This is a genomic window from Echinicola soli (genome assembly GCF_006575665.1).
Taxonomy (GTDB): Bacteria; Bacteroidota; Bacteroidia; order Cytophagales; family Cyclobacteriaceae; genus Echinicola; species Echinicola soli.
The window spans coordinates 789,216-813,906 of sequence record NZ_CP041253.1; the positions used below are offsets into that span (position 1 = coordinate 789,216).

18 protein-coding genes and 1 tRNA gene are annotated in these 24,691 nt (G+C 45.1%); 9 read left to right on the forward strand and 10 right to left on the reverse strand.

Annotated elements, in window-relative coordinates; genetic code table 11:
* Positions 1-61: 61 nt before the first annotated feature.
* The 5 genes from FKX85_RS03380 (at position 62) to FKX85_RS03400 (ending at position 6,366) form a co-directional block, all read left to right on the forward strand.
* Positions 62-1,411, forward strand: coding sequence for a dihydroorotase (locus tag FKX85_RS03380; protein WP_141613390.1), 1,350 nt, complete (start codon positions 62-64; stop codon positions 1,409-1,411).
* An 86-nt stretch (positions 1,412-1,497) separates the two neighbouring features.
* Positions 1,498-1,573, forward strand: a tRNA-His gene (locus FKX85_RS03385).
* 366 nt (positions 1,574-1,939) lie between these two features.
* Complete coding sequence (locus tag FKX85_RS03390; protein WP_141613391.1) at positions 1,940-3,856, forward strand: amylo-alpha-1,6-glucosidase; 1,917 nt, start codon at positions 1,940-1,942, stop codon at positions 3,854-3,856.
* Positions 3,857-3,868: 12 nt separating this feature from the next.
* Positions 3,869-5,158, forward strand: coding sequence for a glycosyltransferase family 4 protein (locus FKX85_RS03395; RefSeq protein ID WP_141613392.1), 1,290 nt, complete (start codon positions 3,869-3,871; stop codon positions 5,156-5,158).
* Complete coding sequence (locus FKX85_RS03400; protein WP_141613393.1) at positions 5,155-6,366, forward strand: glycoside hydrolase family 57 protein; 1,212 nt, start codon at positions 5,155-5,157, stop codon at positions 6,364-6,366. Before FKX85_RS03395 ends, FKX85_RS03400 begins: the two co-directional genes overlap by 4 nt.
* Positions 6,367-6,463: 97 nt before the next feature.
* Here FKX85_RS03400 and clpB read toward each other — a convergent pair whose 3' ends face one another.
* Positions 6,464-9,076 (reverse strand): ATP-dependent chaperone ClpB, encoded by a 2,613-nt coding sequence (clpB, locus tag FKX85_RS03405; RefSeq protein ID WP_141613394.1) that lies wholly within the window; start codon positions 9,074-9,076, stop codon positions 6,464-6,466.
* Positions 9,077-9,546: 470 nt separating this feature from the next.
* On the opposite strand from clpB, the gene rlmN reads away from it, so the two are divergent.
* Positions 9,547-10,605 carry a 23S rRNA (adenine(2503)-C(2))-methyltransferase RlmN gene (rlmN, locus tag FKX85_RS03410; RefSeq protein ID WP_141613395.1) on the forward strand — a complete coding sequence of 353 codons (1,059 nt, stop codon included), beginning with the start codon at positions 9,547-9,549 and terminating at the stop codon, positions 10,603-10,605.
* A gap of 150 nt (positions 10,606-10,755) precedes the next feature.
* Complete coding sequence (locus FKX85_RS03415; protein ID WP_141613396.1) at positions 10,756-11,226, forward strand: outer membrane beta-barrel protein; 471 nt, start codon at positions 10,756-10,758, stop codon at positions 11,224-11,226.
* A gap of 59 nt (positions 11,227-11,285) precedes the next feature.
* On the opposite strand, the gene murQ is transcribed toward FKX85_RS03415, so the two are convergent.
* The 7 genes from murQ to FKX85_RS03450 all read right to left on the reverse strand — a co-directional run bounded on the left by murQ (position 11,286) and on the right by FKX85_RS03450 (position 18,028).
* Complete coding sequence (gene murQ, locus FKX85_RS03420; RefSeq protein ID WP_141613397.1) at positions 11,286-12,092, reverse strand: N-acetylmuramic acid 6-phosphate etherase; 807 nt, start codon at positions 12,090-12,092, stop codon at positions 11,286-11,288.
* 126 nt (positions 12,093-12,218) lie between these two features.
* Positions 12,219-13,061, reverse strand: coding sequence for an N-acetylglucosamine kinase (locus FKX85_RS03425; RefSeq protein WP_141613398.1), 843 nt, complete (start codon positions 13,059-13,061; stop codon positions 12,219-12,221).
* Positions 13,058-13,291 (reverse strand): cytochrome b5 domain-containing protein, encoded by a 234-nt coding sequence (locus FKX85_RS03430; protein ID WP_141613399.1) that lies wholly within the window; start codon positions 13,289-13,291, stop codon positions 13,058-13,060. The genes FKX85_RS03425 and FKX85_RS03430 overlap by 4 nt, the downstream gene beginning before the upstream one ends.
* 2 nt (positions 13,292-13,293) lie before the next feature.
* On the reverse strand, positions 13,294-14,445 hold the full coding sequence (locus FKX85_RS03435) for a formimidoylglutamase (protein ID WP_141613400.1): 1,152 nt from the start codon (positions 14,443-14,445) through the stop codon (positions 13,294-13,296).
* A gap of 154 nt (positions 14,446-14,599) precedes the next feature.
* On the reverse strand, positions 14,600-15,904 hold the full coding sequence (gene nqrF, locus FKX85_RS03440) for an NADH:ubiquinone reductase (Na(+)-transporting) subunit F (RefSeq protein ID WP_141613401.1): 1,305 nt from the start codon (positions 15,902-15,904) through the stop codon (positions 14,600-14,602).
* Between the two features lie 128 nt (positions 15,905-16,032).
* On the reverse strand, positions 16,033-16,875 hold the full coding sequence (gene accD / locus FKX85_RS03445; RefSeq protein WP_141613402.1) for an acetyl-CoA carboxylase, carboxyltransferase subunit beta: 843 nt from the start codon (positions 16,873-16,875) through the stop codon (positions 16,033-16,035).
* Between the two features lie 103 nt (positions 16,876-16,978).
* Positions 16,979-18,028: a mechanosensitive ion channel family protein gene (locus tag FKX85_RS03450; RefSeq protein WP_141613403.1), complete on the reverse strand. Its 1,050-nt coding sequence runs from the start codon at positions 18,026-18,028 to the stop codon at positions 16,979-16,981.
* A 228-nt stretch (positions 18,029-18,256) separates the two neighbouring features.
* On the opposite strand from FKX85_RS03450, the gene FKX85_RS03455 reads away from it, so the two are divergent.
* Together FKX85_RS03455 and FKX85_RS03460 are read left to right on the forward strand one after the other, a co-directional pair.
* A complete protein-coding gene (locus FKX85_RS03455; protein WP_141613404.1) occupies positions 18,257-19,891 on the forward strand; it encodes a carbon starvation CstA family protein in 1,635 nt (544 codons plus the stop codon).
* Positions 19,892-19,975: 84 nt separating this feature from the next.
* Complete coding sequence (locus FKX85_RS03460; protein ID WP_141613405.1) at positions 19,976-20,770, forward strand: zinc metalloprotease; 795 nt, start codon at positions 19,976-19,978, stop codon at positions 20,768-20,770.
* 823 nt (positions 20,771-21,593) lie between these two features.
* Here the strand turns inward: FKX85_RS03460 and FKX85_RS03465 are convergent.
* A complete protein-coding gene (locus tag FKX85_RS03465) occupies positions 21,594-21,848 on the reverse strand; it encodes a DUF4834 family protein (RefSeq protein ID WP_137401287.1) in 255 nt (84 codons plus the stop codon).
* A 23-nt stretch (positions 21,849-21,871) separates the two neighbouring features.
* Complete coding sequence (gene carB / locus FKX85_RS03470) at positions 21,872-24,691, reverse strand: carbamoyl-phosphate synthase large subunit (protein WP_141613406.1); 2,820 nt, start codon at positions 24,689-24,691, stop codon at positions 21,872-21,874.

Genomic DNA, 24,691 nt, shown 5'->3' on the forward strand with positions numbered 1-24,691 from the left:
TTTTAGCTTCAAATTGATTTGGGATATTTTCTACTCCTGCAAACTCGAATAAAATAGTGTTATGAAGAAGCGTATATTGATCACTGATGCAAATATAGTAAATGAAGGTAAGATTATTCGTGGGGATGTCTTTATACAGGACGGATTGATTTTCTCAGCAGGAGGAAACCTAAAGGATTTTAAAGCAGAGGCGGATGTGACCATTGATGCAAAAGGAAAATATTTGCTTCCCGGGCTGATCGATGACCAAGTCCACTTCCGCGAGCCCGGCCTTACGCATAAAGCCGAAATCTACACCGAGGCGAAGGCTGCCGTGGCTGGCGGGGTCACCACTTTTATGGAAATGCCCAACACCGTTCCACAAGCTACTACATTGGAGCTCTTGGAGGAAAAATATAACATCGCTGCTGAGAAATCACTGGCAAACTACTCTTTTTACCTTGGCGCCACCAATGACAACCTGGACGAGCTACTCAAAGCCGATCCTAGCACCATCTGTGGCATCAAGGTGTTCCAGGGCTCTTCTACGGGCAATATGCTGGTGGACAATCAGGAGACCCTGGAAAGCATCTTCGAAAAATGCGAGATGCTCATCGCTACGCACAGCGAAAATGATGACATCATCAAGGCCAACCTTGAAAAATACAAAGCGGAATACGGCGATGACATTCCCGTGAAATACCACCCTAAAATCCGCTCGGCAGAAGCCTGCTATGATGCCTCCAAGCGCGTGGTGGACCTGGCCAGAAAATACGGCACCAAACTTCACATCCTCCACATCAGCACGGCCAAGGAGGTGATGCTCTTTGACAACACCCTTCCGCTGGAGGAAAAACGCATCACAGCAGAAGCCTGTATTCACCATATGTGGTTTTCCGAGGAAGATTATGATAAAAAAGGCACCTTGATCAAGTGGAATCCTGCCGTAAAAACGGCCAAAGACCGTGACGAGATCCTAAAAGGTGTACTGGATGACCATATCGACGTCATTGCTACGGATCACGCTCCACACACCCTGGAAGAAAAGGACAATCCTTACACCAAAGCCCCTTCCGGTGGCCCGTTGGTGCAGCACAGTTTGGTCGCACTGCTGGAAATGTATCATCAAGGCAAGATTTCCTTGGAGCAAATTGTTCAAAAGGCCTGTCATAATGTCGCAATCCTATTTGAAATTGATAAAAGAGGCTATATCCGTCCTGGTTATCATGCCGATTTGGTGCTAGTGGATTTGGATGCTCCCTGGGAAGTAAAAAAAGAAAACATCCTTTCGAAATGCGGCTGGTCGCCTTTTGAAGGACAAACTTTCCAGTCAAAAATCACGCACACAATAGTTTCCGGACACATTGCGTACGAAAATGAGACATTCCACGAAGATCAAAAAGGACAACGACTTAAATTTTCCAGAAAATAATCAGCATTAGCTATTGTTTGAAAAAAAACCGTGTATTACCTTTGCAGTCCGTTCAGGGAAAAGACCTGAATAGAACTGATAAATATGGTGGTTGTAGCTCAGCTGGTTAGAGCGCTGGTTTGTGGCACCAGAGGTCGCCGGTTCGAACCCGGTCTTCCACCCAAAACCCCTCATAATGAGGGGTTTTTATTTTTATAGACACCACAAGGAACTAATTCGGCATACTATTTGTCGGAAGAATGTATCATCAAAACAGTGTAGTAATGTTTACATTATTCAAACAACGACCTACCTTTCCAAAGGTAAAACCTGTAAATTTGAAGGATATTCAAATGTATATGGCAAAATTCGAGGAATCTTTGAAGAACTTCGATGAGGTACAAAAAGAAAACGTTAAGTCAATTACCAGATAAAAGTAAAAAGGTCACAATTTAGTGACCTTTATTTTTTCGGATTTTATTTTTCTTTTCGCAGTATTAGGGTATTTTTAGTAAACACTCAAGAACCACTTTTAACTGCAAAAATTCAATGAGCTACATCCATTTTGATAAGACAGAATTAATTAACTTAAATTATTCTCTCGAAAAAGAAACCATCAGGTCTAACCGTTCAGGATGCTATACCAGCACCACGATTATCGGATGTAACACTAGAAAGTACCATGGATTACTGGTGGCACCACAACCACAGATCGACACCCAGCTCCATGTCCTGTTATCCACCATTCACGAAACGGTCATCCAGCGAGGTGCCAGCTTTAACTTGGGCATCTGCAAATACCCGGGCACATACTCCCCCAGAGGACATAAATACCTGGAGGACTATAGCTCCGAACCTATCCCCAACCTTATTTATCGAGTGGGCGGTGTGGTCTTACAAAAAGAAATCATTCTCGACACCACCGCGGACAGAATGATGATCAAATACACACTGCTCGATGCCCATTCACCCACCACCTTACGGCTTAGCCCTTTTTTGGCCTTCAGAGGATATCACGGCTTATCCAAGGCCAACACCTTTGTCAATAAAAAATACAACAAAGTAAAAAATGGCCTTGAATTCAAACTGTACGACGCCTACTCTCCTTTATCCCTACAAATCTCCAAAAAAAGTGATTTTATAGCGGTTCCTGATTGGTATTACGATATTGAATACATCAGGGAAAAAGAGCGAGGCTACGATTTCCTGGAAGACCTTTATGTACCTGGCTACTTTGAATTCCCCATCGAAAAGGGGGAATCTGTCATATTCGCCGCCGGTCTGAAGGAAGCAGATCCTGATTCATTGGCAGGAGCTTTTGACCGGGAACTCAAGAGAAGAACCCCAAGGGACAATTTTGAAAACTGCCTCAAAAATGCTGCGGGGCAATTTATAAGTCGCCGCGGTGACGAAACCAGGGTCATCGCCGGATACCCTTGGTTTGGCTGGTGGGGCAGGGATACCTTGATCGCTCTCCCTGGACTCACCCTTACTCAAGGCGACTACACCACCTTTAAAGATGTCATGCACACCCTCTCCAATGACATCCAAGGAGCCATGTTTCCCAATATTGGCAGCGGAGGACAATTTAACATGAACACCTTGGATGCTCCACTATGGTATTTTTGGGCTTGGCAGCAATATGAAAGCTATACTGGCGACCGTAAAACCATCACCGATCAGTACCTCCCTAAACTTAAAGGCATCATCGACGGTCTCTTGGCCGGAAGTGACTTTAACATCAAAGTTCAAGAGAATGGCTTGCTCTATGGCGGTAAAGAAGGCGTCGCACTGACCTGGATGGATGCGGTGACCACCGATGGCCCAGTCACCCCCAGGATCGGCTGTCCAGTAGAAATCAACGCCCTTTGGTACAATGCGCTGTGCTATTACCATGAACTCACCAATGAAGCTTTCGCCAAGGAGCTCGCTGAAAGGGTAAAATCCTCTTTTATCGATGCGTTTTGGGACAAAGGAAAAGGCTACCTCGCTGATGTCGTCAATGGCGACTACAAAGACTGGTCAATCCGTCCCAATATGGTTTTCAGCACCTCCTTACCCTATAGTCCCCTGGAAGAGACCCAAAAGGCGGAAGTCCTGGAAGCCATTAAACTCTACCTCCTCACCCCTAGAGGACTGAGAACCCTTGCTCCGGGAAATCCCGCCTACAAAGGCTATTACCAAGGCAATCAATATCAACGGGACAACGCCTATCACCAAGGCACGGTCTGGCCATGGCTTCTCGGCCACTTTGTAGAAGGCTATTTGAAAATTCACGGCAAAGCCGGCAAAAGTATGATCGAAAAGCTGATCAGAGGCTTTGATGATACGATGTCCCAGTATGGGGTTGGCACCATAGCGGAGATTTACGATGGCGATCCACCACATAGAGCAAAAGGGGCTATATCACAAGCCTGGAGTGTCGGAGAACTTCTCCGGAGCATGCATTTAGTTAATCACTATTAAACGTCACTTTTTATGAAGGTATTAATGTTTGGATGGGAATTTCCACCGCATATCTCAGGTGGATTGGGAACGGCCTGTTATGGGCTACTGAAAGGAATGTCACATTTTGATCATGAAGTGATTTTTGTCGTCCCAAAACTATATGGAGACGAAGATCCTTTAGCTGATTTCGTAAATGCCAGTGAGGTCGAAATCGATTACAGGGAAAAGCGATTCAAACAGATTTGGAAAAACCTCACTTATCTGGAAGTGAGCTCCTTTTTGATACCATATTTGGGTCCTGAGGAATTTTCCCGCTTTACAGACAAAGCACTCCATGATCGTACGGACGTGGACGAAAGCATCTTTGCCAATAAATTTTCCTTTAGCGGAAAATACAATAAGGACCTTATTATGGAAGTATCGCGCTATGCCTTAGTAGCCGGTCAAATTGCCAAAAACAAGGAACATGACATCATCCATGCGCACGACTGGCTCTCCTTCCCTGCTGGAATCGCTGCGAAACAAATTAGCGGCAAACCACTCGTCGTGCATGTTCATGCCACGGAATTTGATCGTTCTGGAGAAAATGTCAACCAGCGTGTATATGACATCGAGCGGTCAGGAATGGAAATGGCAGATAAAATCATCGCAGTAAGCCACCTTACAAAAAAAACGATCATCACCCGTTATGGCATTCCGGAAGAAAAGGTCACTGTCATCCATAATGCTGTCCTTGACACCAGCATCATCACCAGTACAGCCACCAAAAAAGTCCCGGAAAAAATAGTCACCTTCCTCGGCAGGATCACCTTCCAAAAAGGCCCTGAATACTTTATCGAAGCAGCCAACAAAGTCCTCAAAAAAGACGATAATGTCCGCTTTGTGATGGCGGGATCCGGCGACCTGATGAACAGGATGATCGACCGTGTGGCGGAATTGCGAATAGCCACCAAATTCCATTTCACTGGCTTTCTAAAAGGCGAAGATGTAGACCAGATGTTTGCCATCAGCGATGTCTACGTAATGCCCTCCGTCTCCGAGCCTTTTGGCATCTCCCCCCTGGAAGCCGTCCGGTATAATACGCCCGTGATTATCTCAAAGCAGTCGGGAGTCGCAGAAGTCCTTACCAATGCCCTAAAAATAGATTTTTGGGACATTGATGCCATGGCGGACGCCATCTTTGCCCTGCTTCACTATGGGGGTATATCTACGATGTTCCGACAATGCGGAAGCGAAGAACTCAAAAAAATGAAATGGGAGCACGTCGCTGAAAAAATCTTCGCCCTATATGATAAAACTCTAACCGTAACACATTCATGAGAACCATTTGTTTTTATTTCCAGGTACACCAGCCCTATCGGCTAAAACCATATCGATTCTTTGACATTGGCGAAGACCACCATTACTGGGATGAATTTGCCAATAAAAGCATCATGCGAAAAGTAGCAGAAAAATGCTATCTGCCCATGAATGCCCTGCTGCTGGAGTTGATAGAAAAATATCAAGGCCAGTTTAAAGTCAGCTTTTCCCTGTCGGGAGTATTTATGGACCAGATGGAAGAGTATGCCCCTGACGTTCTGGAGAGCTTCCAGAAACTCGTAGCCACCGGCCATGTAGAGCTAATGAACGAAACCTACGCCCACGCCCTTTCTGCCTTAAAAAGCAAAGAAGAATTTCATGACATGGTACGCGCACAGCAAGAGAAAGTCAAAAAACTCTTTAACGGATACACCCCTAAAGTATTCCGTAATACCGAATTGATCTATTCGGATATCATCGGAGAAATGGTCGCAGAACTTGGCTATGAGGCCATCCTTACAGAAGGTGCCAAACATATTCTGGGCTGGAAGAGCCCCAATTATGTCTATTGCAATGCCATCGAACCAAAGTTGAAAGTGCTGCTTAAGAACTTCCGCTTAAGTGATGATATCGCCTTCCGGTTTGGAGAAAAAGCATGGCCAGATTGGCCGCTCACCACGGACAAATTTGTCAACTGGATCAATCAAATCCCTCAAGAAGAAGAGGTTATCAACTTGTTTATGGACTATGAAACCTTTGGTGAACACCAATGGGCGGAAAGTGGGATTTTTGAATTTATGCGCCACCTACCTGACGCAGTACTGAGCCAATCAAACTTCACTTTCTCCACACCATCAGAGGTGGTAGCAGAAGCAGCTCCTGTCGGTAAAATCCACGTTCCCGTCCCTATTTCCTGGGCCGATGAAGAGCGCGACCTTACCGCATGGCTAGGCAACGACCTTCAGGATGAAGCTTTTGATCGCCTCTACGAACTGGAACCGCTGGTCCGACAGTCCAAGGATCCACAAATCCAAAAAGACTGGAAATACCTCCAGACCAGTGACCACTTCTATTACATGTGTACCAAGTTCTTCTCAGATGGAGATATTCACGCTTATTTCAGTCCTTATGAAAGTCCTTATGAGGCATTTATCAATTTCATGAATGTCCTTAGCGATTTTATGCTAAGGCTGAAAAAAGAGCAGAATGCACCCGTCACGGAAGAATAAAAAAATAAAAAATCCCCGGAATCACTACCGGGGATTTTTTTATAAGATTCATCCATGAACACCTGCATGAGCACCGTCATCGGTATTCTGTTCTACATCACACTTCCACATCTTCCACATTCTTAAAGTACACCTGTTTATCTGCATCCAAGTCCACCAACACCGCCGCATCATTTTTGATGTATCCACTTAAGATCTGTTTGGACAATTCATTCAAGACCAGTCGCTGCATGGTACGCTTCAGTGGCCTCGCACCAAACTGGGGATCAAAACCTACCTCTCCTAGATAGCCCAGAACTTCCCTTGTAGCGTCGATCTCAATGCCTGCGTTAGCTAACCTTTGCTGGATTTCCTTCCACTGGATGTCGACAATCTTACGGGTAATCGCCCTGTTTAATGGTTCAAACATGACGGTCTCATCTATTCTGTTCAAGAATTCCGGCCGAACCGAATTTTTCAACAGCTCAAACACTTCCTTCTTGGTGTCTTCCATCACCTGCTCTTTGTTCCAGTCCTCGATGGCAGAAAACCGTTCTTGGATCAACTGCGAACCGATGTTAGTAGTGAGGATAATGATGGTATTTTTGAAATTGGCGATACGGCCCTTATTATCCGTCAGCCTACCATCATCCAATACCTGCAAGAGGATATTGAACACATCTGGGTGGGCTTTCTCTATCTCATCCAAAAGAATGACGGAATAAGGCTTCCTTCTCACCGCTTCTGTCAACTGGCCACCTTCGTCATAGCCCACATAACCTGGAGGCGCTCCCACCAGCCTGCTGACTGCATGCCGCTCCTGGTATTCGGACATATCGATCCGCACCATGGCATTATCGTCATTGAAAAGGTATTCGGCCAGCGCTTTGGCCAGCTCCGTCTTACCTACTCCAGTGGTCCCCATAAAGATGAAGGAACCAATGGGCCGTTTTGGATCCTGCAGCCCAGCCCGGCTTCTGCGTACGGCATCGGACAAAGCAGCAATTGCTTCTTGCTGGCCAGCCACGCGCTTGCCAAGTTCATCTTCCAGGTGGAGTAACTTCTCCCGTTCACTTTCCAGCATCCTGGAAAGGGGGATGCCCGTCCACTTGGCCACTACTGCCGCTACATCCTCAGTGTCCACTTCCTCCTTCAGCAATGGCGAACCTTCCTGCATCTCCTGAAGCTGCTGCTTGAACGACTCCAGTTTTTGTTCACTTTCGCTGATCTTCCCGTAACGGATCTCCGCTACTTTTCCAAAATCCCCCGCACGTTCAGCTTGCTCGGCTTCCAATTTAAACTTGTCGATATTCTCCTTCTCGCGCTGAATGCCCATAATGACCGCCTTTTCACTTTCCCATTTGGCCTTTACTGCCTGACGCTTTTCGGATAGCTCCGCAATTTCCCTGCTCAGCACCGATTCCTTGTCCTTGTTTTTCTCTCGACGGATGGCCTCTCGTTCGATTTCCAATTGCATGATCCGCCTGTTCAGCTCATCCAATTCCTGAGGAAGTGAGTCAATTTCCATCCTCAGCTTGGCAGCGGCCTCATCCATCAAGTCAATGGCCTTATCAGGCAAGAACCGATCAGAAATATAACGTTGGGACAGTTCCACCGCAGAAATGACCGCATCATCTTTAACCCTCACACCATGGTGAAGCTCGTACTTGTCCTTGATACCTCGCAAGATGGAAATGGCATCGGCAGCATCCGGCTCGTCCACCAGTACCGCCTGAAATCTCCGCTCCAGTGCCTTGTCCTTCTCCACGTATTTTTGATATTCCTTCAGCGTGGTGGCACCAATAGCATGAAGCTCCCCTCGTGCCAATGCAGGCTTAAGCAAGTTGGCCGCATCCATGGCACCTTCACCTCCTCCACCGGCACCGATCAACGTATGGATCTCATCGATGAAAAGGATGATCTCTCCATCAGAATCGGTCACCTCTTTTATTACCGCTTTCAGTCTTTCTTCAAATTCACCTTTATATTTGGCCCCTGCTACCAGCAGCCCCATATCCAGGGATATCAAGGTTTTGGACTTCAGGTTTTCAGGAACATCACCACTGACAATCCGCTGCGCCAATCCTTCCACTATGGCCGTCTTTCCCACACCCGGTTCACCCAGCAGGATTGGGTTGTTTTTGGTTCTTCGTGCCAAAATCTGTAGCACTCGCCTAATCTCTTCATCACGACCAATGACAGGATCAATTTTCCCTTTCTTGGCCAATTCATTCAGGTTCTTTGAGTACTTCTCCAGGGACCTGTATTTTGATTCTGCGTTTTGGTCGGTCACTTTATTGCCTTGTCTTAATTCATTGATGGCTTCGATCAGCCCTTTTTCGGTCATGCCCTGATCTTTTAGCAATTGGGCAGATTTATCGCTACCGGAAAGGATTCCAAGTAGCAAATGCTCTATCGCCACAAACTCATCCCCAAAGGTCTTCAAATAACCTTTCGCCTTGGCCAATGCTTGGTTTCCTGCATTGGACAGGTACGGTTGCTGTCCACTGACCTTGGGAAACGATTGGATGATTTCTTCCAGTTTCTGGGAAATAAGTTTCCTGTTTACCCCAAGTTTTTTGAAAACAAAATCAACCACACTCTCATCCTCAGCAAGGATCCCTTTAAGCACGTGCGCCGGCTCAATGGCCTGCTGCTGCTCTGCCATACAGAGCTCCGCGGCTTTCTGAATGGCCTCCTGCGATTTGATCGTAAATTGTTTAAAATCCATTTTTATCTATTGCTTATTTTTTTCAATATTATCCTTGAGCTTTGCGCTCAGTATTACATTTATCAAATCCAGCACCAATCCCTAAAAATCGACTTTTTCGGAAAAAATGTCCGAAAACACTTGTTAAAAACTAATTTTTAGGACTTTATGGCAGTAAAATTGCATCATCAAGGGAAAACAGGCTCCATATTCGTCACAGGCCAAAGCTACTTACCCACCGCTCTCTGCTAACCTCAATTCGATTTAAAAATCGTCACTGCGAAGCGTGAAAAGGGAAATTTGAGGGCTTTTATTCCAATCCCTAAAATGCCCCCATCCCCTAAAGGGAGCTTTAGAAAGTCCCCTTTAGGGGATTTAGGGGTAAAAACAGTTCATTTTTTCAATTTGACGATTGTTTTCTCGGACGCCAGTAATATATAACCATACTTTTGCAAGGTTTAACAATCCCATAAATTCCCTACCTTTGCATTATGATAACGGGTGAGAAAAAAGATATCAGGAAATTGAGCTTGGAAGAACTCCAAGACTTCTTCCTATCTGTAGGGGATAAAAAATTCAGGGCCAATCAAGTTTATGACTGGCTGTGGAACAAGTCATTGAAGAACTTTGATGACATGACCAATATTTCCCTGCCCACCCGTGAAATGCTCAAGGCCAATTTTACCATCAACCACGTCAAGGTGGACCTGATGCAGCATTCCAATGATGGCACCATCAAAAATGCTGTCAAACTCTACGACAATAAAATCGTGGAATCCGTGTTGATCCCTACCTCCAAGCGGATCACGGCCTGTGTTTCGTCCCAAGTGGGCTGCAGTCTTGACTGTAATTTCTGTGCAACTGCCCGGCTAAAAAGGATGCGAAACCTGAACCCAGATGAAATCTATGACCAGGTCGTGGCCATCAAAGATGAGGCGGAGAAGTACTTCCAACGTCCCCTGACGAATATCGTCTTTATGGGCATGGGCGAGCCCTTGCTAAATTACGCAAATGTCATTGGCGCCATCGACAAGATCACCGCCCCAGAGGGACTTGGCATGGCACCGAGGAGAATTACACTTTCTACGGTAGGCATTCCCAAGATAATCAAGAAAATGGCTGACGATGAAGTGAAATTTAACCTGGCCATCTCTCTCCATTCCGCTATCAACGCCACCAGAAGCCGCCTGATGCCCATCAATGACAAAAGCCCGGTAGAGGAGCTGGCGGAAGCCTTGAAATACTGGTACCAAAAAACCCAGCGCAAAGTTACTTATGAGTACGTGATATGGGACGGCATCAACGACGATGAAGAACACGCACTAGCCCTGGCCAAATTCTGCAAGCACATTCCTTCCAAGGTCAACATCATCCAGTACAACCCCATCGATGAAGGGGAGTTTAGGCAAGCCTCACAAGAAGCAGTGGATATGTACGTCCGTACCCTCGAAGGCCGAGGAATCATGGCCAAAGTCAGGAAATCCAGAGGCCAGGACATCGATGCTGCCTGTGGTCAGCTAGCCAACAAAAATGAAGTAGCAGAAATATAACCATTTGAACATTTAATTGTCGAAAATCACAACTATTTTTGCAACCCAGCGTTTGACAAAAGGAAAACAACATTAGGTATACCAATTTAACTTTAAATGATTATCTCCTTTGCTTTTGGATTTTATTTAACCAAACTTTTATAAACAATTATGAAAAAGTTATTCTTACTAGGACTGTTCGCATTGACAGTATCATTTGCACAAGCACAAAGTGCGGGCGATATCAGATTACAAGTCGGTGGTGATTTTGGATTCGATACGGAGCTTTTCGGATTGAATTTTGGTGGTGAATACCTCATCACAGACAATATATCTGCCGCTCCAAATTTCACCATCTATTTCCCTGACGGTTACAATGCCAGCACATTGAACATTGACGCTCGGTATTATTTTACCCGCGACATCTTGCAGTGGTATGGTCTTTTGGGATTTACCAATAACTGGGCATCAGCTGAATATATGGGGTTTGAAGATAAAAACAGCCGGGCTGGCGCCAATATCGGTGCTGGTGGAGTGTTAAAGTTTGCGGATAATTTCGCCTTTAATCCTGAGCTGAAGTACCAAGCCCAAAAAGGTGGCCAGGCAGTATTCAGACTTGCCTTGGTATATCTCTTGCCATAAATTTAGCCATAAGGCTAATAGATTATATACAAAAGGCTCCGATCGGAGCCTTTTGTATTTTACTTTTGCTTCCAATCTTCAAGGGCATCTTTTACCGAGCCAAATTTCAAAAGGCGCTCCTTAGCTTGGGCTTCGTCCAAGCCAGTCGTTTCCATGACCATCTTGGTTCCCCTTTCTACCAACTTTTCATTGGAAAGCTGCATATTGACCATTTTATTGCCCTTCACTTTCCCGAGCTTGATCATCACGGAAGTGGAAATCATGTTGAGTACCAATTTCTGTGCTGTCCCTGATTTCATTCGGGTACTGCCCGTCACAAACTCCGGCCCCACCACCACCTCAACGGGGTATTCTGCCGCAGCGGCCAAGGGGGAGCCTTCGTTACACGTAACACAGCCTGTAAGTAGCCCTTGTTCCCTTGCAGTTTTCAGCCCACCAATGACATAAGGTGTCGTCCCCGAAGCTGCTATTCCAATCACTGTATCCAATTCCTTGATGCCATTGGCTTTTAAGTCTTGCCAGGATTGATCCGGATCATCCTCTGCCTTCTCTACGGATTTCCGGATGGCCGTATCCCCACCGGCAATCAGCCCGATCACCATATCGTGCGATACGCCATAAGTCGGCGGGCATTCGGAAGCATCCAGAATGCCCAGACGCCCACTTGTGCCCGCGCCAATGTAAAAAAGTCTTCCTCCTTTTTCCATCCGTAGGACAATTTGTTCGATCAGCCTTTCGATTGCCGGCAGTGCTTTGCCCACCGCCTTAGGCACCGTTTGATCTTCTTTATTCATATTGGTAATGAGCTCGATCACGCTCATATTTTCCAAGTTGTCGTAATGGGAACTGCTCTCAGTCGTTTTCATGTGTTTTTATTGATTTTAGAGGCCACAAAGCTCGTCCCGAACCTCTCTGCCTCAGGCAGGTTTAAATCGGGAGCATCCTACACGGTGATAATTACCTTCTATGTATCACTTTTGTCAACCTCGATTTCATGGGTTGTTTTTATGGTATAATGTCAAACCTGCTATCGGGCTTTCCAGAATCAAATGCACTTTGACCTGCATATCTCTAGCGGCTTTACGCAAAATATCACTATTATAAAAAGCTACAGAACCTACAAAACTTACCGGCTTCTCTTTATAGCCCTTATACCTCATGACATGCTTTTTGAAGAAATCCTGGAAGCTGTTATAGTACAATAAATAGCAATAAGGATCGGCCACATGCTCTGTGATAAACCGGCAAAAGCTCGCCATGTACCTACCTGGAAATGGTTTTCGGTAAACATTGTCTTGTATTACCTGCGCTGTAAGCTGAAACCGCTCGGAGACTTTCCGCTTAAGTGCTGCTGGCATTTCATCATGGATAAAATCTTGAAGGAATCGTTTACCAATATAGGTACCACCGCCTTCATCACCCAAAATAAACCCCGGGGAAGGCCTGGAATCGACGATTTCCTCACCATCATAATCGCAGCTATTTGAGCCTGTGCCCAGGATGCAAGCGATGCCTTCCTCATGACCGCATGTGGCCCTCGCGGCTGCCAGCAGATCATGTTCAATTTTTATGGTGGCATTACCAAACAGATTGCCCAAGGCTGTAGCCACCCCCGTTTTATTTTCAGGAGTGGAGCAGCCCGCACCATAATAATAAATGGCCACTACCTCTTCTTTGAGGTTCAGCAAAAACTCATCGTTCAGCTCTGTGGCCATTTCTTCAGGCGTCTGGTAGTAAGGATTAAAACCTACCCCCCTGAATTGGCTGACATTGCCGTCCCTGTCGATTCCTCGCCAGTCCGTTTTGCTCGATCCACTGTCTGCGATTAATATCATTGCTCTATCAATTGGCCAATCGGCTCAAATTTATCAAATACATTGGCGGTATGGGGAGCATCTACCAGCTCAGCCGTCAAATCCTGCCCTGCCCAATGCTCATAATGTTTCCCATTCTTCCACAACCGCGAACGGGAGACATCATAGATTTTCCCCTGAAAAGCCACCCATATTTCAGGTCTATCCTGGCCATTTCTCAAGGCCAGCTGTTGTCGGGTATATGTTTTCATGCTCAGTATAACTTTAACTGGGCATTGACCCATCTGTCGGGCACCTCTCCCCTTTGGGCAGTTTGGTAATCCTGATAGCTACAAGGGATAATGGTATCCCGTTCAAATTTCTCCTTGCTTGTCTGGGGCACCTCCATCCACCATTTAGCACTGAGTTTACTTTTGTAGAAAACAATCGTCGATGGCTTAGAATCCAACGAAACGGTGTATTTGGTATAATCGTTACTCTTAAAAGACAAACTGTCCTTGCGGTGGTAAAATCCTTCGATAAAATACCATACCATCGTAGCCATGACAGAAGCTGTCTTGAACCTTCTATCGTCATAGGAAGGCTGGTAACCATAAACCCCCATGGAGCTGAGTTTCTCGTTCATTCCCGCAAACCAAGCAATTTGACAGGCCTCCTCCGCCGTCAACCCAAAAGGTTGCGCATCACAGGCTCCTGGTGCATCTGCAGATTGTATGGCGCAAACGTCAAAACTCAACAGGTCAGCATTACGGATGAGAGGTTCCACCTCTTTAAAATTATCCCTTAGCTGTCCCAGCCTTACATGATCAAAATACAATTTTTCCATGACATTAACTAGGTCTCGATCAGTCAAAAAACTTTGGTAAGCAAGCTGGGTATAATTAAACAAGAAATTGGGCTGGTGCAGGATAATGTCCTGGGAATGCACCTCAAAGGGCCGGCCCTCATCATCCATATCTATTTTGGCATCCACGGTAAGCATGCTGACCAATTTCTTCATCCCCTCATAAGAAAGGTACTGGCCAATATCCAAATCATGGGTACCACCGATATAAATAGGAAGGATCTGTTTCTTCATCAACTCTTCCCCCACTGTCTTGATCCGAATATACGTTTCCTTAAGGTCCACACCGCTTCGGAGATTGCCCAAATCGGCTATTTTATAATGGGCCAAGCCGCGCTTAAGCTGAAAAAGACGTTTCCGTACTTCATGTGCCGCTTGATCAACGGACTCGGCATCATCCGTCCCACGCACCTCTTCCAGGCCAATGATCGCAATCTGTATTCCCTTTAAGTCAGGAAAAAGCTCACCGTGGTAATTGATATGCTTAAAGAAGGAATTGTGCGCATATTTATGTTGCGTAATTGATTCCGGAACAGGGTCAAAGAATAGCTTAAGATCCATAATTGATAGTTTAATGCCATCGGGCAATAAAATGATGGTCGCCCAATAAGATGGAAACTGTCCAAGCTCGGAAAAGCGGACTTTCCTTCAAAATTAAACAAAAAAGTCAAGGGGGGAATTAAAAAAGGCCCTGCATTTGCAGAGCCTTTTTCTTTTAACCACCGAAGTCGTCAAATCTAATATTTTCCTTGGGAACACCCATGTCATCCAACAGCTTCAACACGGCTGAGTTCATCAACGGAGGTCCGCAGAGGTAATACTCTACCTCATCTGGTTCAGGATGGTCTTTCAGGTAATTATCATACAGTACCTGGTGGATAAAGCCCACATAACCATCTCCTTCCCTATCTTCCAAATCCTTCTTGATCTTCCAGTTATCTTCCGGAAGTGGCTCAGAAAGCCCGATATGGAACCTAAAGTTATCAAAGTCTTTTTCGATATCCCTGAAGTGAGGAACGTAGAACAATTCTTTCTTGGATCTACCACCGTACCAGTAGGACACTTTTCTATTGGTCTTTTCAGTATGGAAAAGGTGGAAAATGTGCGACCTCAACGGTGCCATACCTGCTCCACCACCGATATAGATCATTTCTCTTTCGGTAGGGTTGATGTGGAATTCCCCATAAGGTCCGGAAATCGTCACTTTATCACCTGGCTTACGAGAGAATACGTAAGAAGAGCATACACCAGGGTTTACATCCATCCATTTGTTATTTGCCCTGTCCCATGGTGGGGTCGCGATACGAATGGTCAGCATGATGATGTTACCTTCTGCAGGGTGGTTGGCCATGGAGTAAGCACGGAAGAGCTCTTCATCATTCTTCATCACCAAATCCCACAGTCCAAACTTGTCCCAATCACTTTGGTAAACGTCGTCAGGGTGCTCCAGCTCAGGGTGAGGAGCGATGTCGATGTCCTTAAAGTTAACAGTAATTTCAGGAACGTCGATTTGAATATATCCACCGGATTCGAAATCCAAGTTTTCGCCTTCAGGAAGTTTTACCTTAAATTCCTTGATGAAGGTAGAAACGTTGTAGTTTGAAACCACTTCGCATTCCCACTTCTTAATACCAAAGATTTCTTCTGGAATACGGATTCTCATATCCTGCTTCACCTTCACCTGACAGGAAAGCCTCACGTTGCTTTGCTGCTCGGCTCTGCTAAGGTGCCCTACTTCGGTAGGCAGCACTTCTCCCCCGCCTTCTTCGACAGTACATTTGCACATCGCACATGTACCACCGCCTCCACAGGCAGAAGGAAGAAAGATTTTTTGGCCACCCAAGGTAGATAACAAGGTAGAACCCGCAGAAGCCACCACAGGGTTGGACTCATCTCCATTGATAATAATGTTTACATCTCCCGATGCTACCAGCTTAGACTGTGCAAACAGCAGAATAAAAACAAGTAGCAATATGATCAAAGTAAATGCTACAATTGACGTAATAATTACTGAACTCATTTAATAAAGCTTTTTCTAGTTCTCTTTCAGTATATAATGTGCCTTTCTAGAGGCACACAAATATATTTATTATTCCCTAAAATTGCCGTGTGATTGCATAAATTTTAAAGAGAATAATCCTGGTCCTGCTAATTCTTCAATAATCCCAGCAATGTAGACAGCCTGGACTTCAGCTGCCTTCTATCCACGATGAAATCCAAGAACCCATGCTCCAAAACAAACTCAGCACTTTGGAATCCCTTTGGAAGGTCTTTTCCGATTGTTTCGCGGATTACACGTGGCCCTGCAAAACCAATAAGCGCACCTGGTTCGGCGATATTAAAATCACCCAACATGGCATAAGAAGCCGTCACCCCGCCTGTAGTAGGATCCGTAAGCATGGAAATATAGGGGATCTTGGCCTCCGCCAATAGTGCCAGCTTCGCAGAAGTCTTCGCCATTTGCATTAAGCTAAAGCCGGCTTCCATCATTCTGGCTCCACCTGACTTTGATATCATTAAAAATGGAATATTGTTTTTCAGGGAATGATCTATGGCCCGGGCGATTTTTTCACCTACCACGGATCCCATCGATCCACCAATAAACCCAAAATCCATACATGCCACGACAATGTCCTGTCCGTCCAGCTTGCCCACTGCAGACCTCACAGCATCTTTCAGGCCGGTCTTGTTGATGGTCGCTTCAATTCGGGATGTATATGGCTTGCTGTCCACAAAATCCAAGGGGTCGCCAGAGATCATATTTTCATCAAGCTCTTGAAACTTATTGCCGTCAAACAATATTTCAAAGTACTCCTTCGAGCCTATCTTTACGTGATAATCATCATCCGGACAAACATAAGCATTGCTTTTCAGCTCTCGGGTGTGAATGATATTTCCTTTGGGAGTTTTAAACCAGAGTCCATCTGGTGTGTCTTTTTTCTCCTTTGTTGAGGTCTTTATACCTGCGTCTTTTCTCTTAAACCAAGCCATATATGAAGTTTTAAGGCTGAAAATATCTTTTCAGGACTACAAATTTATAGGTAATATCCGGTAAATAAAACGAAATGTAGCATTCTCCTGAACTTGGCTCAATTTAAGTATTTTTTACTTCTTCCTGTTTGTCCATTAAAACACGGGCTTTTGGCAGGGAGCCGGGATATTTCTCTTGAATATAGGTAATCATTTGCTCCCTTACCAGGCAGCGCAAATCAAAAGCTGAAGGACTGTCCCTGGCACTCATAAGACAGCGTAACTCGACCGTTCTTTCCCTCACGTCGGTCACCTGGAGCACCTGTACCTTCCTGTCCCAGAGCGCGGTACCGTCCAGAATGTCCTTTAGTTTGGCCTTTAAGTCTGCCACCGGGATCGTATGGTCCACGTATAAGAATACTGTCCCCCAAATATCAGCAGTATTCCGCGTCCAATTCTGAAAAGGCTTCTCCAAAAAATAATTGATAGGCAGCACCAACCTGCGCTGGTCCCAGATACAAACCACTACATAGGTAAAATTAATCTCTTCGATTTTTCCCCATTCCCCTTCCACGACGACTACATCATCGATCCGAATAGGCTGGGTAAAGGCAATCTGGAAACCTGCCAGAAAGTTGGCAATGGACTTTTGTGCCGCCAGACCAATGATGATACCGGCTATCCCTGCGGAGGTCAGTAACCCTTGCCCAAACTTCTTAGCTTCGTCAAAGTGCATCATAATTGCCGAAAAGGCCACAATGACAATGATGGCTACTACTATTTTCTGGATGAACGTCACCTGCGTATACAAGGACCTCTCTCGAAGATTATCCAGCTTGGCATAAGAATGGCTGTCCAAAAAAACATACTTCAACAACTTCAGCAAAGAAACCAAAATCCAGGCAAGGTTAATGATAAACAGGATCTGAAAAATCTTAAACTGGCTCAGATAAGCCCATCCATCTGGCGAAATATAGGGCTCTAGCAATGGAAAAAGCACAAAAAACAGTCCCCATTTTATGGAGTTGCTCATTTGAGCCATGGCCTTTTCTCCGGCTGTTGAGCTAGGCTTATAAAAGATCCTGACCAACGGCTTAAAAACAAACCATAGCAGCAGGTGTGTCCCCACGAGCAACGCTAATCCAAACAAGACAAAATAGAGCTTGTCATTCATTTTTTAAAATGCTTTTGGTAAGAAATGAATAGGCAAGGTTATTGGGTTTGGCGTAAACGGACCGGCTGGCCATTCTGTTAATCAACAGTTTTCGACTTTTAGAAACTTCACAAGTCAAAATAGTTTAATTACATTTGTCAGTTAAATGATAAATCAAAAAGATAGACCACAAACCAACTCAGTCACCACATAATATACAGACTACCAACCATAAATCCAAAGCTCTACATGACCCTGTCTTCTCTATTGCTCATCGCTGCCATCACACTCATCGCCGCTTATTTCATTTACGGGAAGTTTGTTTTCAAGAAACTGGACATCCGGAACGACCGTGTCACTCCTGCCCATAAACACCAAGATGGCGTGGATTATGAGCCCAGCCGGCCAATTGTGGTATTGGGACATCACTTTGCTTCCATCGCTGGTGCAGGCCCTATCGTGGGGCCTATCATTGCGGTGACTTTTGGGTGGATTCCTGCGGTGATCTGGATTTTGATTGGTGGAATTTTTTTCGGTGCGGTACATGACCTGGGCAGCATGGTAGCATCCTTGCGCAATGAAGGAAAATCCATTGGTACCATAATCAAAAATTACATCGGACAAAGTGGTAAACAGCTCTTTATGTTGTTTAGTTTTTCCACACTGATTCTGGTGATCGCAGTCTTTGCGGATATTATTGCCAAAACATTTATCAATAACCCCGGTGTGGCTTCTGCATCGATACTTTTCATCCTCTTAGCGGTCGTTTTTGGACTGGTAAACAGATCCGTCGCCCATCGCAAAAGCCTATTTCTACTTACCTCAGTAATCGGAGTGGTACTAATGTATTATTTCGTTTACCTGGGGATGCAGCTGCCTTTTGAGCTGGATTACCAAATATGGCTCTATGTCCTTCTTGCCTATGCCTTTATCGCTTCCGTGACTCCTGTATCCTTATTGCTGCAGCCCCGTGATTACCTGAACAGCTTTCTCCTTTATGGCCTGATTATCTTTGCAGTACTGGGGATTCTTTATGCCAACCCTGAAATAAAAATGGACAACCAAGTCCATATTGCCTCCGATAATCTTGGCTATTTGTTTCCAGTCCTGTTTGTCACCATCGCTTGTGGGGCTATCAGCGGCTTTCATAGCCTGGTGGCTTCTGGGACTACTTCCAAGCAAATCGACAAAGAAGGAGATGCTAAAATCGTAGGCTTTGGGGGCATGCTTATCGAATCCTTCCTGGCGATCATTTCTGTAGGTGCTGTGATCGTTCTGAGTCGCGAAGAATACGCTGCGACCCTTACCGCCAAAGGCCCCGTCACCATGTTTTCCGATGGACTGGGCGCAATGATGGCTACCTTGGGCATTCCAGAGGGACTGGCAGTAAGTTTTGTGGCCCTTACTGTCTCGGCCTTTGCCCTGACCACCCTTGACACCTGCACCCGTTTGGCACGGTTTACTTTTCAGGAGTACTTCGAGGGAGCAAAAGGACCAGTGGGAAAAACTTTTTCTTCAAATAGATATATAAGCACGAGCATTGTCGTTATTCTTTCTATACTTCTGATAAGCTCTGGAGGATTTACGACACTTTGGCCGATATTTGGCTCTGCCAATCAATTGCTTGCTGCCCTCGCCTTACTAGCTTTGGCAGTGTGGCTGATCAAAAAGAAAGTAAACGCCACATTCGTCATCATCCCGATGTTTTTCATGTTTACCGTTACCCTCACCTCATTGGGAATATTTGCATGGAAAAATTTTCAGGACAAAGCTTATATTCTATCCATAATAGCAGGAGGATTGTTTGTACTCTCTGTGGTGTTGGTCATCCTTGCCAAAAAAAGTTTGACTTCACAGTCCTCCCTTTCACCCTCCCAAAATTAGCCACTGATGTTGCTGGCATTTTGGACTGAGTTTTGCATGGATTAATTATTGTTATTATTTTAAGGGAAATATTATACATACAAAATGCATTTTAATACCGGCAAAAAACAGTCACACATAAAGTATCCATGGATATTCATTTTGGGACTTTTACTGATCAGTACGTCCTGTTTTAAGGATAATGAAGTAGACGAGCGCGTACATAGTATCAAGGCGGCCAAACGTGCTCCCGGAATTTCTGCACACGAGATACTATCTTCCGATACTTACAAAAGCATTAAGCTGGAAATTCACCATATGGAAGGTTATCCCCTCAGCCCATCCACTGCTTCTACCCTTATCAACTGGCTGGAAGGCTTGGTAAATAAGCCCTCGGGCATTCAGCTAGTCACTAAAGCCATTCCAGCGCTGGGCAAAGAAAAATACAGTGTACAGGAAGTCCGGGATATCGAAGATGAAAACAGGACAGCCTATAATACAGGCGATGAACTCGGAATGTATATTTTGGTGGTTGACGGCTATTTCGAAAAGGATACGGAAACGGAAGCCAGTCTTGGCTTTGCCCACCGAAATACATCCCTCGTTCTGTTGGGCAAACGCGTGGATGAAAACTCCAACCGCTTTGGCAAGCCTGACAAAGACCGTCTGGAAGCCACTGTGCTAGAGCACGAACTGGGCCATCTCCTTGGACTGGTAAACCTCGGCACAGAAATGACCCAAGGACATGAAGACAACGAAAACACCGGGCACTGCGACAATGAGGATTGCCTGATGTACTGGGCGGTGGAAACCAACAATATCTTCAATACCCTTAATCAGCCCGTCCCGACCCTGGACGAGAATTGCCGCAATGACCTGAAGGCAAACGGGGGTAAATAAATTACTAAAATATCTTGAGCAAGCCTTATTTATGCACAAAATGACTGTAGATTGTTTAGCTAAATGAGTTTACTATCGGCTTGAGGTTATGCTGCATCTATATCCACTTTAAAAACCTTCATTTAGAGCCAGCCCGGCACTAAACGTAGCTTAAACCGGGAATCAATCCGGATCAAGCAATATTTCTGGGGGCGGAGAAGATTTATATTCATTTGGTATGTCGCCACGAAGTCGCCAAGACACGAAGTGTTTTGTAGGCGGATTCCAAATTTCATGGAAAACAAACAGCTTTGGGTCTTAGAATCTTTGTGGCAAAAAAACAAAAAAGAAATCCTTTTAAAATAAAGGGATTCATGCCCTCAACTTTTTCGCTTGCTTCCTTTTTAGCACATTTTGAGGACCAAACAATATTTCTGGAAGATGAGAGATTTCCAGGTGGTTTTGGTAAGCATATTTCTCTTTAATGTAGCAATAGGAATGTGTAGATTATAAAATCAGTATTAATCCGTCATTGCGAGGAGCTTGCGACGTGGCAATCCCGTATTAAGAAAACGAGATTGCTTCACTCCGTTGCTCTGCATTCGCAATGACGGTATTTTAAATCGCGTTTATTATAAAAATCAGCGTAAATCTTATTAATCTGCATCATCTGCGTGCTATCGAAACCAACCCTAATCCCCCCAACTTTTCCGCTTGATCCATCAATCCATCAAACTGTTTTTACAGAAACCTGGGTTGATACTAACAATGCGGGGAATAAAGAAAAAGGAGCCCGATATGAGCTCCTCTTCATTGTTTGTATGGAAATAAGGTGAAATCTTCGTCAGTCCTTCACCTCTTCATAATCTACGTATTCACCGCCTTTAATATCCTTGCTTCTTCTTTCGTCATAGGACTTGGGCACATAGTCCACATGAATGTCTCCATTGTCGTTGGCCCTTCGTTGTGCTTGCTCCTGCTCCTTGGCCGCCTGGTTTACCTGCTGGGCAAAACGCGCCAACTTAGACCTTAGAAAATAACGGACCAACTGCCCGAGCAACCACCCAACACCAAGAACTATTAAAAGAAATTTAATCAAAACGATGTAATTTTTGTTGACAATTATCTACTTAGATAAAGGTTTCTCTCTGAGTAAATTTTCAGGAAGTAATCATCCATCAAATCATCAATGAAGTAAATTGCCTCCCCTGTAGATTTCATTTCAGGTCCCAACTCTTTATTTACGTTGGGGAATTTATGGAAAGAGAAAACCGGCTCCTTGATAGCATAACCTTTTTTGAAAGGTTTAAATTCAAAGTCGGTTACTTTATTTTCTCCCAACATCACTTTTACGGCATAATTTACATAAGGTTCTCTATATGCCTTACAAATAAACGGTACCGTCCTGGAAGCCCTGGGATTAGCCTCGATGACATAAACCTTATCATCTTTCACTGCAAACTGGATATTGATCAGTCCCTTGGTCTCCAGTGCCAAGGCAATCTTCTCCGTAAACGTTTCGATTTGTCGCACCACCAAGTCTCCAAGGTTATATGGAGGCAATACGGCATACGAATCCCCGGAGTGAATCCCTGCCGGCTCTATATGCTGCATGATACCGATGATATAAACATTCTCCCCGTCACAGATAGCATCGGCCTCTGCTTCAATGGCTCCTTCGAGGAAGTGATCAAGCAGTATTTCATTATCAGGAATATCCTTCAATACCTCCACCACATGTTGCTCCAGTTCCTTTTCATTGATCACGATCTTCATCCCTTGTCCACCAAGGACATAGGAAGGTCTTACCAAAAGTGGGAAACCGATCGTCTTACAAAGTTCCAGCGCCTCATCTGTACTGTGGATGGTACCAAATTCGGGATAAGGAACGTCATTTTCTTTCAGCAAGCTGGAAAATTCACCACGGTCCTCTGCCAAGTCAAGTGCTTCGTAACTTGTTCCCAAAATTTTGATTCCATATTTGTCGAGCTTTTCGGCCAACTTAAGTGCCGTCTGCCCGCCAAGCTGCACTATCACCCCTTCAGGTTTTTCGTGCAGGATGATCTCATAGATATGCTCCCAGAATACAGGCTCAAAATACAGTTTATCTGCAATGTCAAAATCCGTAGAGACGGTCTCTGGGTTACAGTTGATCATGATGGTTTCATAGCCACACTCCTTGGCGGCCAAAACGCCATGGACACAAGAATAATCAAACTCAATTCCCTGCCCTACCCGGTTAGGACCAGAGCCCAGTACGATGACTTTCTTGCGATCAGAAACCTTGGATTCATTTTCTTCGCCAAACGAAGAATAGTAGTATGGCGTCTGCGCCTCAAATTCCGCAGCACAGGTATCTACCAACTTGTACATCCGCTTGATGCCCATCTCTTCCCTTCTCTTATTGAAGACCTCACTTTCCAGGCAGCCCAGCAAGTGCGCAATCTGACGGTCCGCATAGCCTTTTTGTTTGGCCACCATCATCAGGTCCTTAGGGATGGTATCCAGGGTATATTTGTCAAGGGTAATGTCCAGGTGTACCAACTCCTCGATTTGCTTCAGGAACCACTTATCGATCTTGGTAAGATCGTGGATAGTCCTGAAAGAAATGCCCAGTTTGAAGGCATCGTAAATATGGAAAAGCCTGTTCCAGCTAGGATGCTCTAGGCTATAAAGGATCTGCTCTTGATTTTTGAGCTCTTTACCATCCGCACCCAGGCCATTACGTTTTATTTCAAGTGATTGACAGGCTTTTTGGAGGGCCTCCTGGAAGTTTCCTCCGATACCCATCACTTCACCCACAGCCTTCATGGAAAGTCCCAGACGACGATCAGATCCTTTGAATTTATCAAAATTCCAACGAGGGATCTTTACAATTACATAATCAATGGCCGGCTCAAAGAATGCTGAAGTATTGCCTGTAATGGAGTTTTTAAGCTCATCCAGGTTATAGCCTATGGCAAGCTTGGCAGCCACTTTGGCAATCGGATATCCTGTAGCTTTAGATGCCAGGGCGGATGAACGTGAAACTCGTGGATTGATCTCAATACCAATGATGGTTTGATTATCAGGGCTCACGGAAAACTGCACGTTACAGCCCCCTGCAAAGTTACCAATGCCATTCATCATCTTAATGGCGAGGTTTCTCATTTCTTGATAAACTGTATCCGGAAGCGTCATGGCAGGTGCCACCGTAATGGAATCCCCCGTATGGACACCCATTGGGTCAAAGTTCTCGATAGAACAGATCACCACCATATTTCCTTTGCTGTCCCTCAATACCTCCAGCTCATACTCCTTCCAGCCAAGGATACTCTGTTCGATCAGCACTTCGTGGGTCGGTGAGGCTTTCAAACCGCCCATTAGGGCATTTTCGAACTCTTCTTCTTTTTCCACGAAGCCTCCACCGGTACCACCAAGGGTATAAGAAGGCCGGATCACCAATGGAAAACCAATTTCCTGGGCGATTTCTTTGCCCTGTAAGAAGGACGTAGCTGTTTTACCTATACAAACTCCCACATTGAGTTTTTCCAGAAGTGCCTTGAACTTCTCACGGTTTTCAGCCGTCTCGATGGCATCGATATCCACACCGATCATCCTGACATTGTATTTGTCCCAGATACCGGCCTTGTCTGCCTCTATGGCTAGGTTCAGTGCTGTCTGTCCTCCCATAGTAGGAAGCACACAGTCGATGTCAGGATGCTCTTCTAGAATTTTTATGAGAGATTTTTTCTCCAATGGAAGCAGATAAACATTGTCTGCGGTAACCGGATCGGTCATGATTGTCGCCGGATTGGAATTGATCAGCGTGACGGTAATCCCTTCTTCTCGAAGGGACCTTGCTGCCTGGGATCCTGCATAATCAAATTCACAGGCTTGGCCAATTACAATCGGACCACTTCCAATAATCAGTACATGTTTAATGCTATTGTCTTTAGGCAT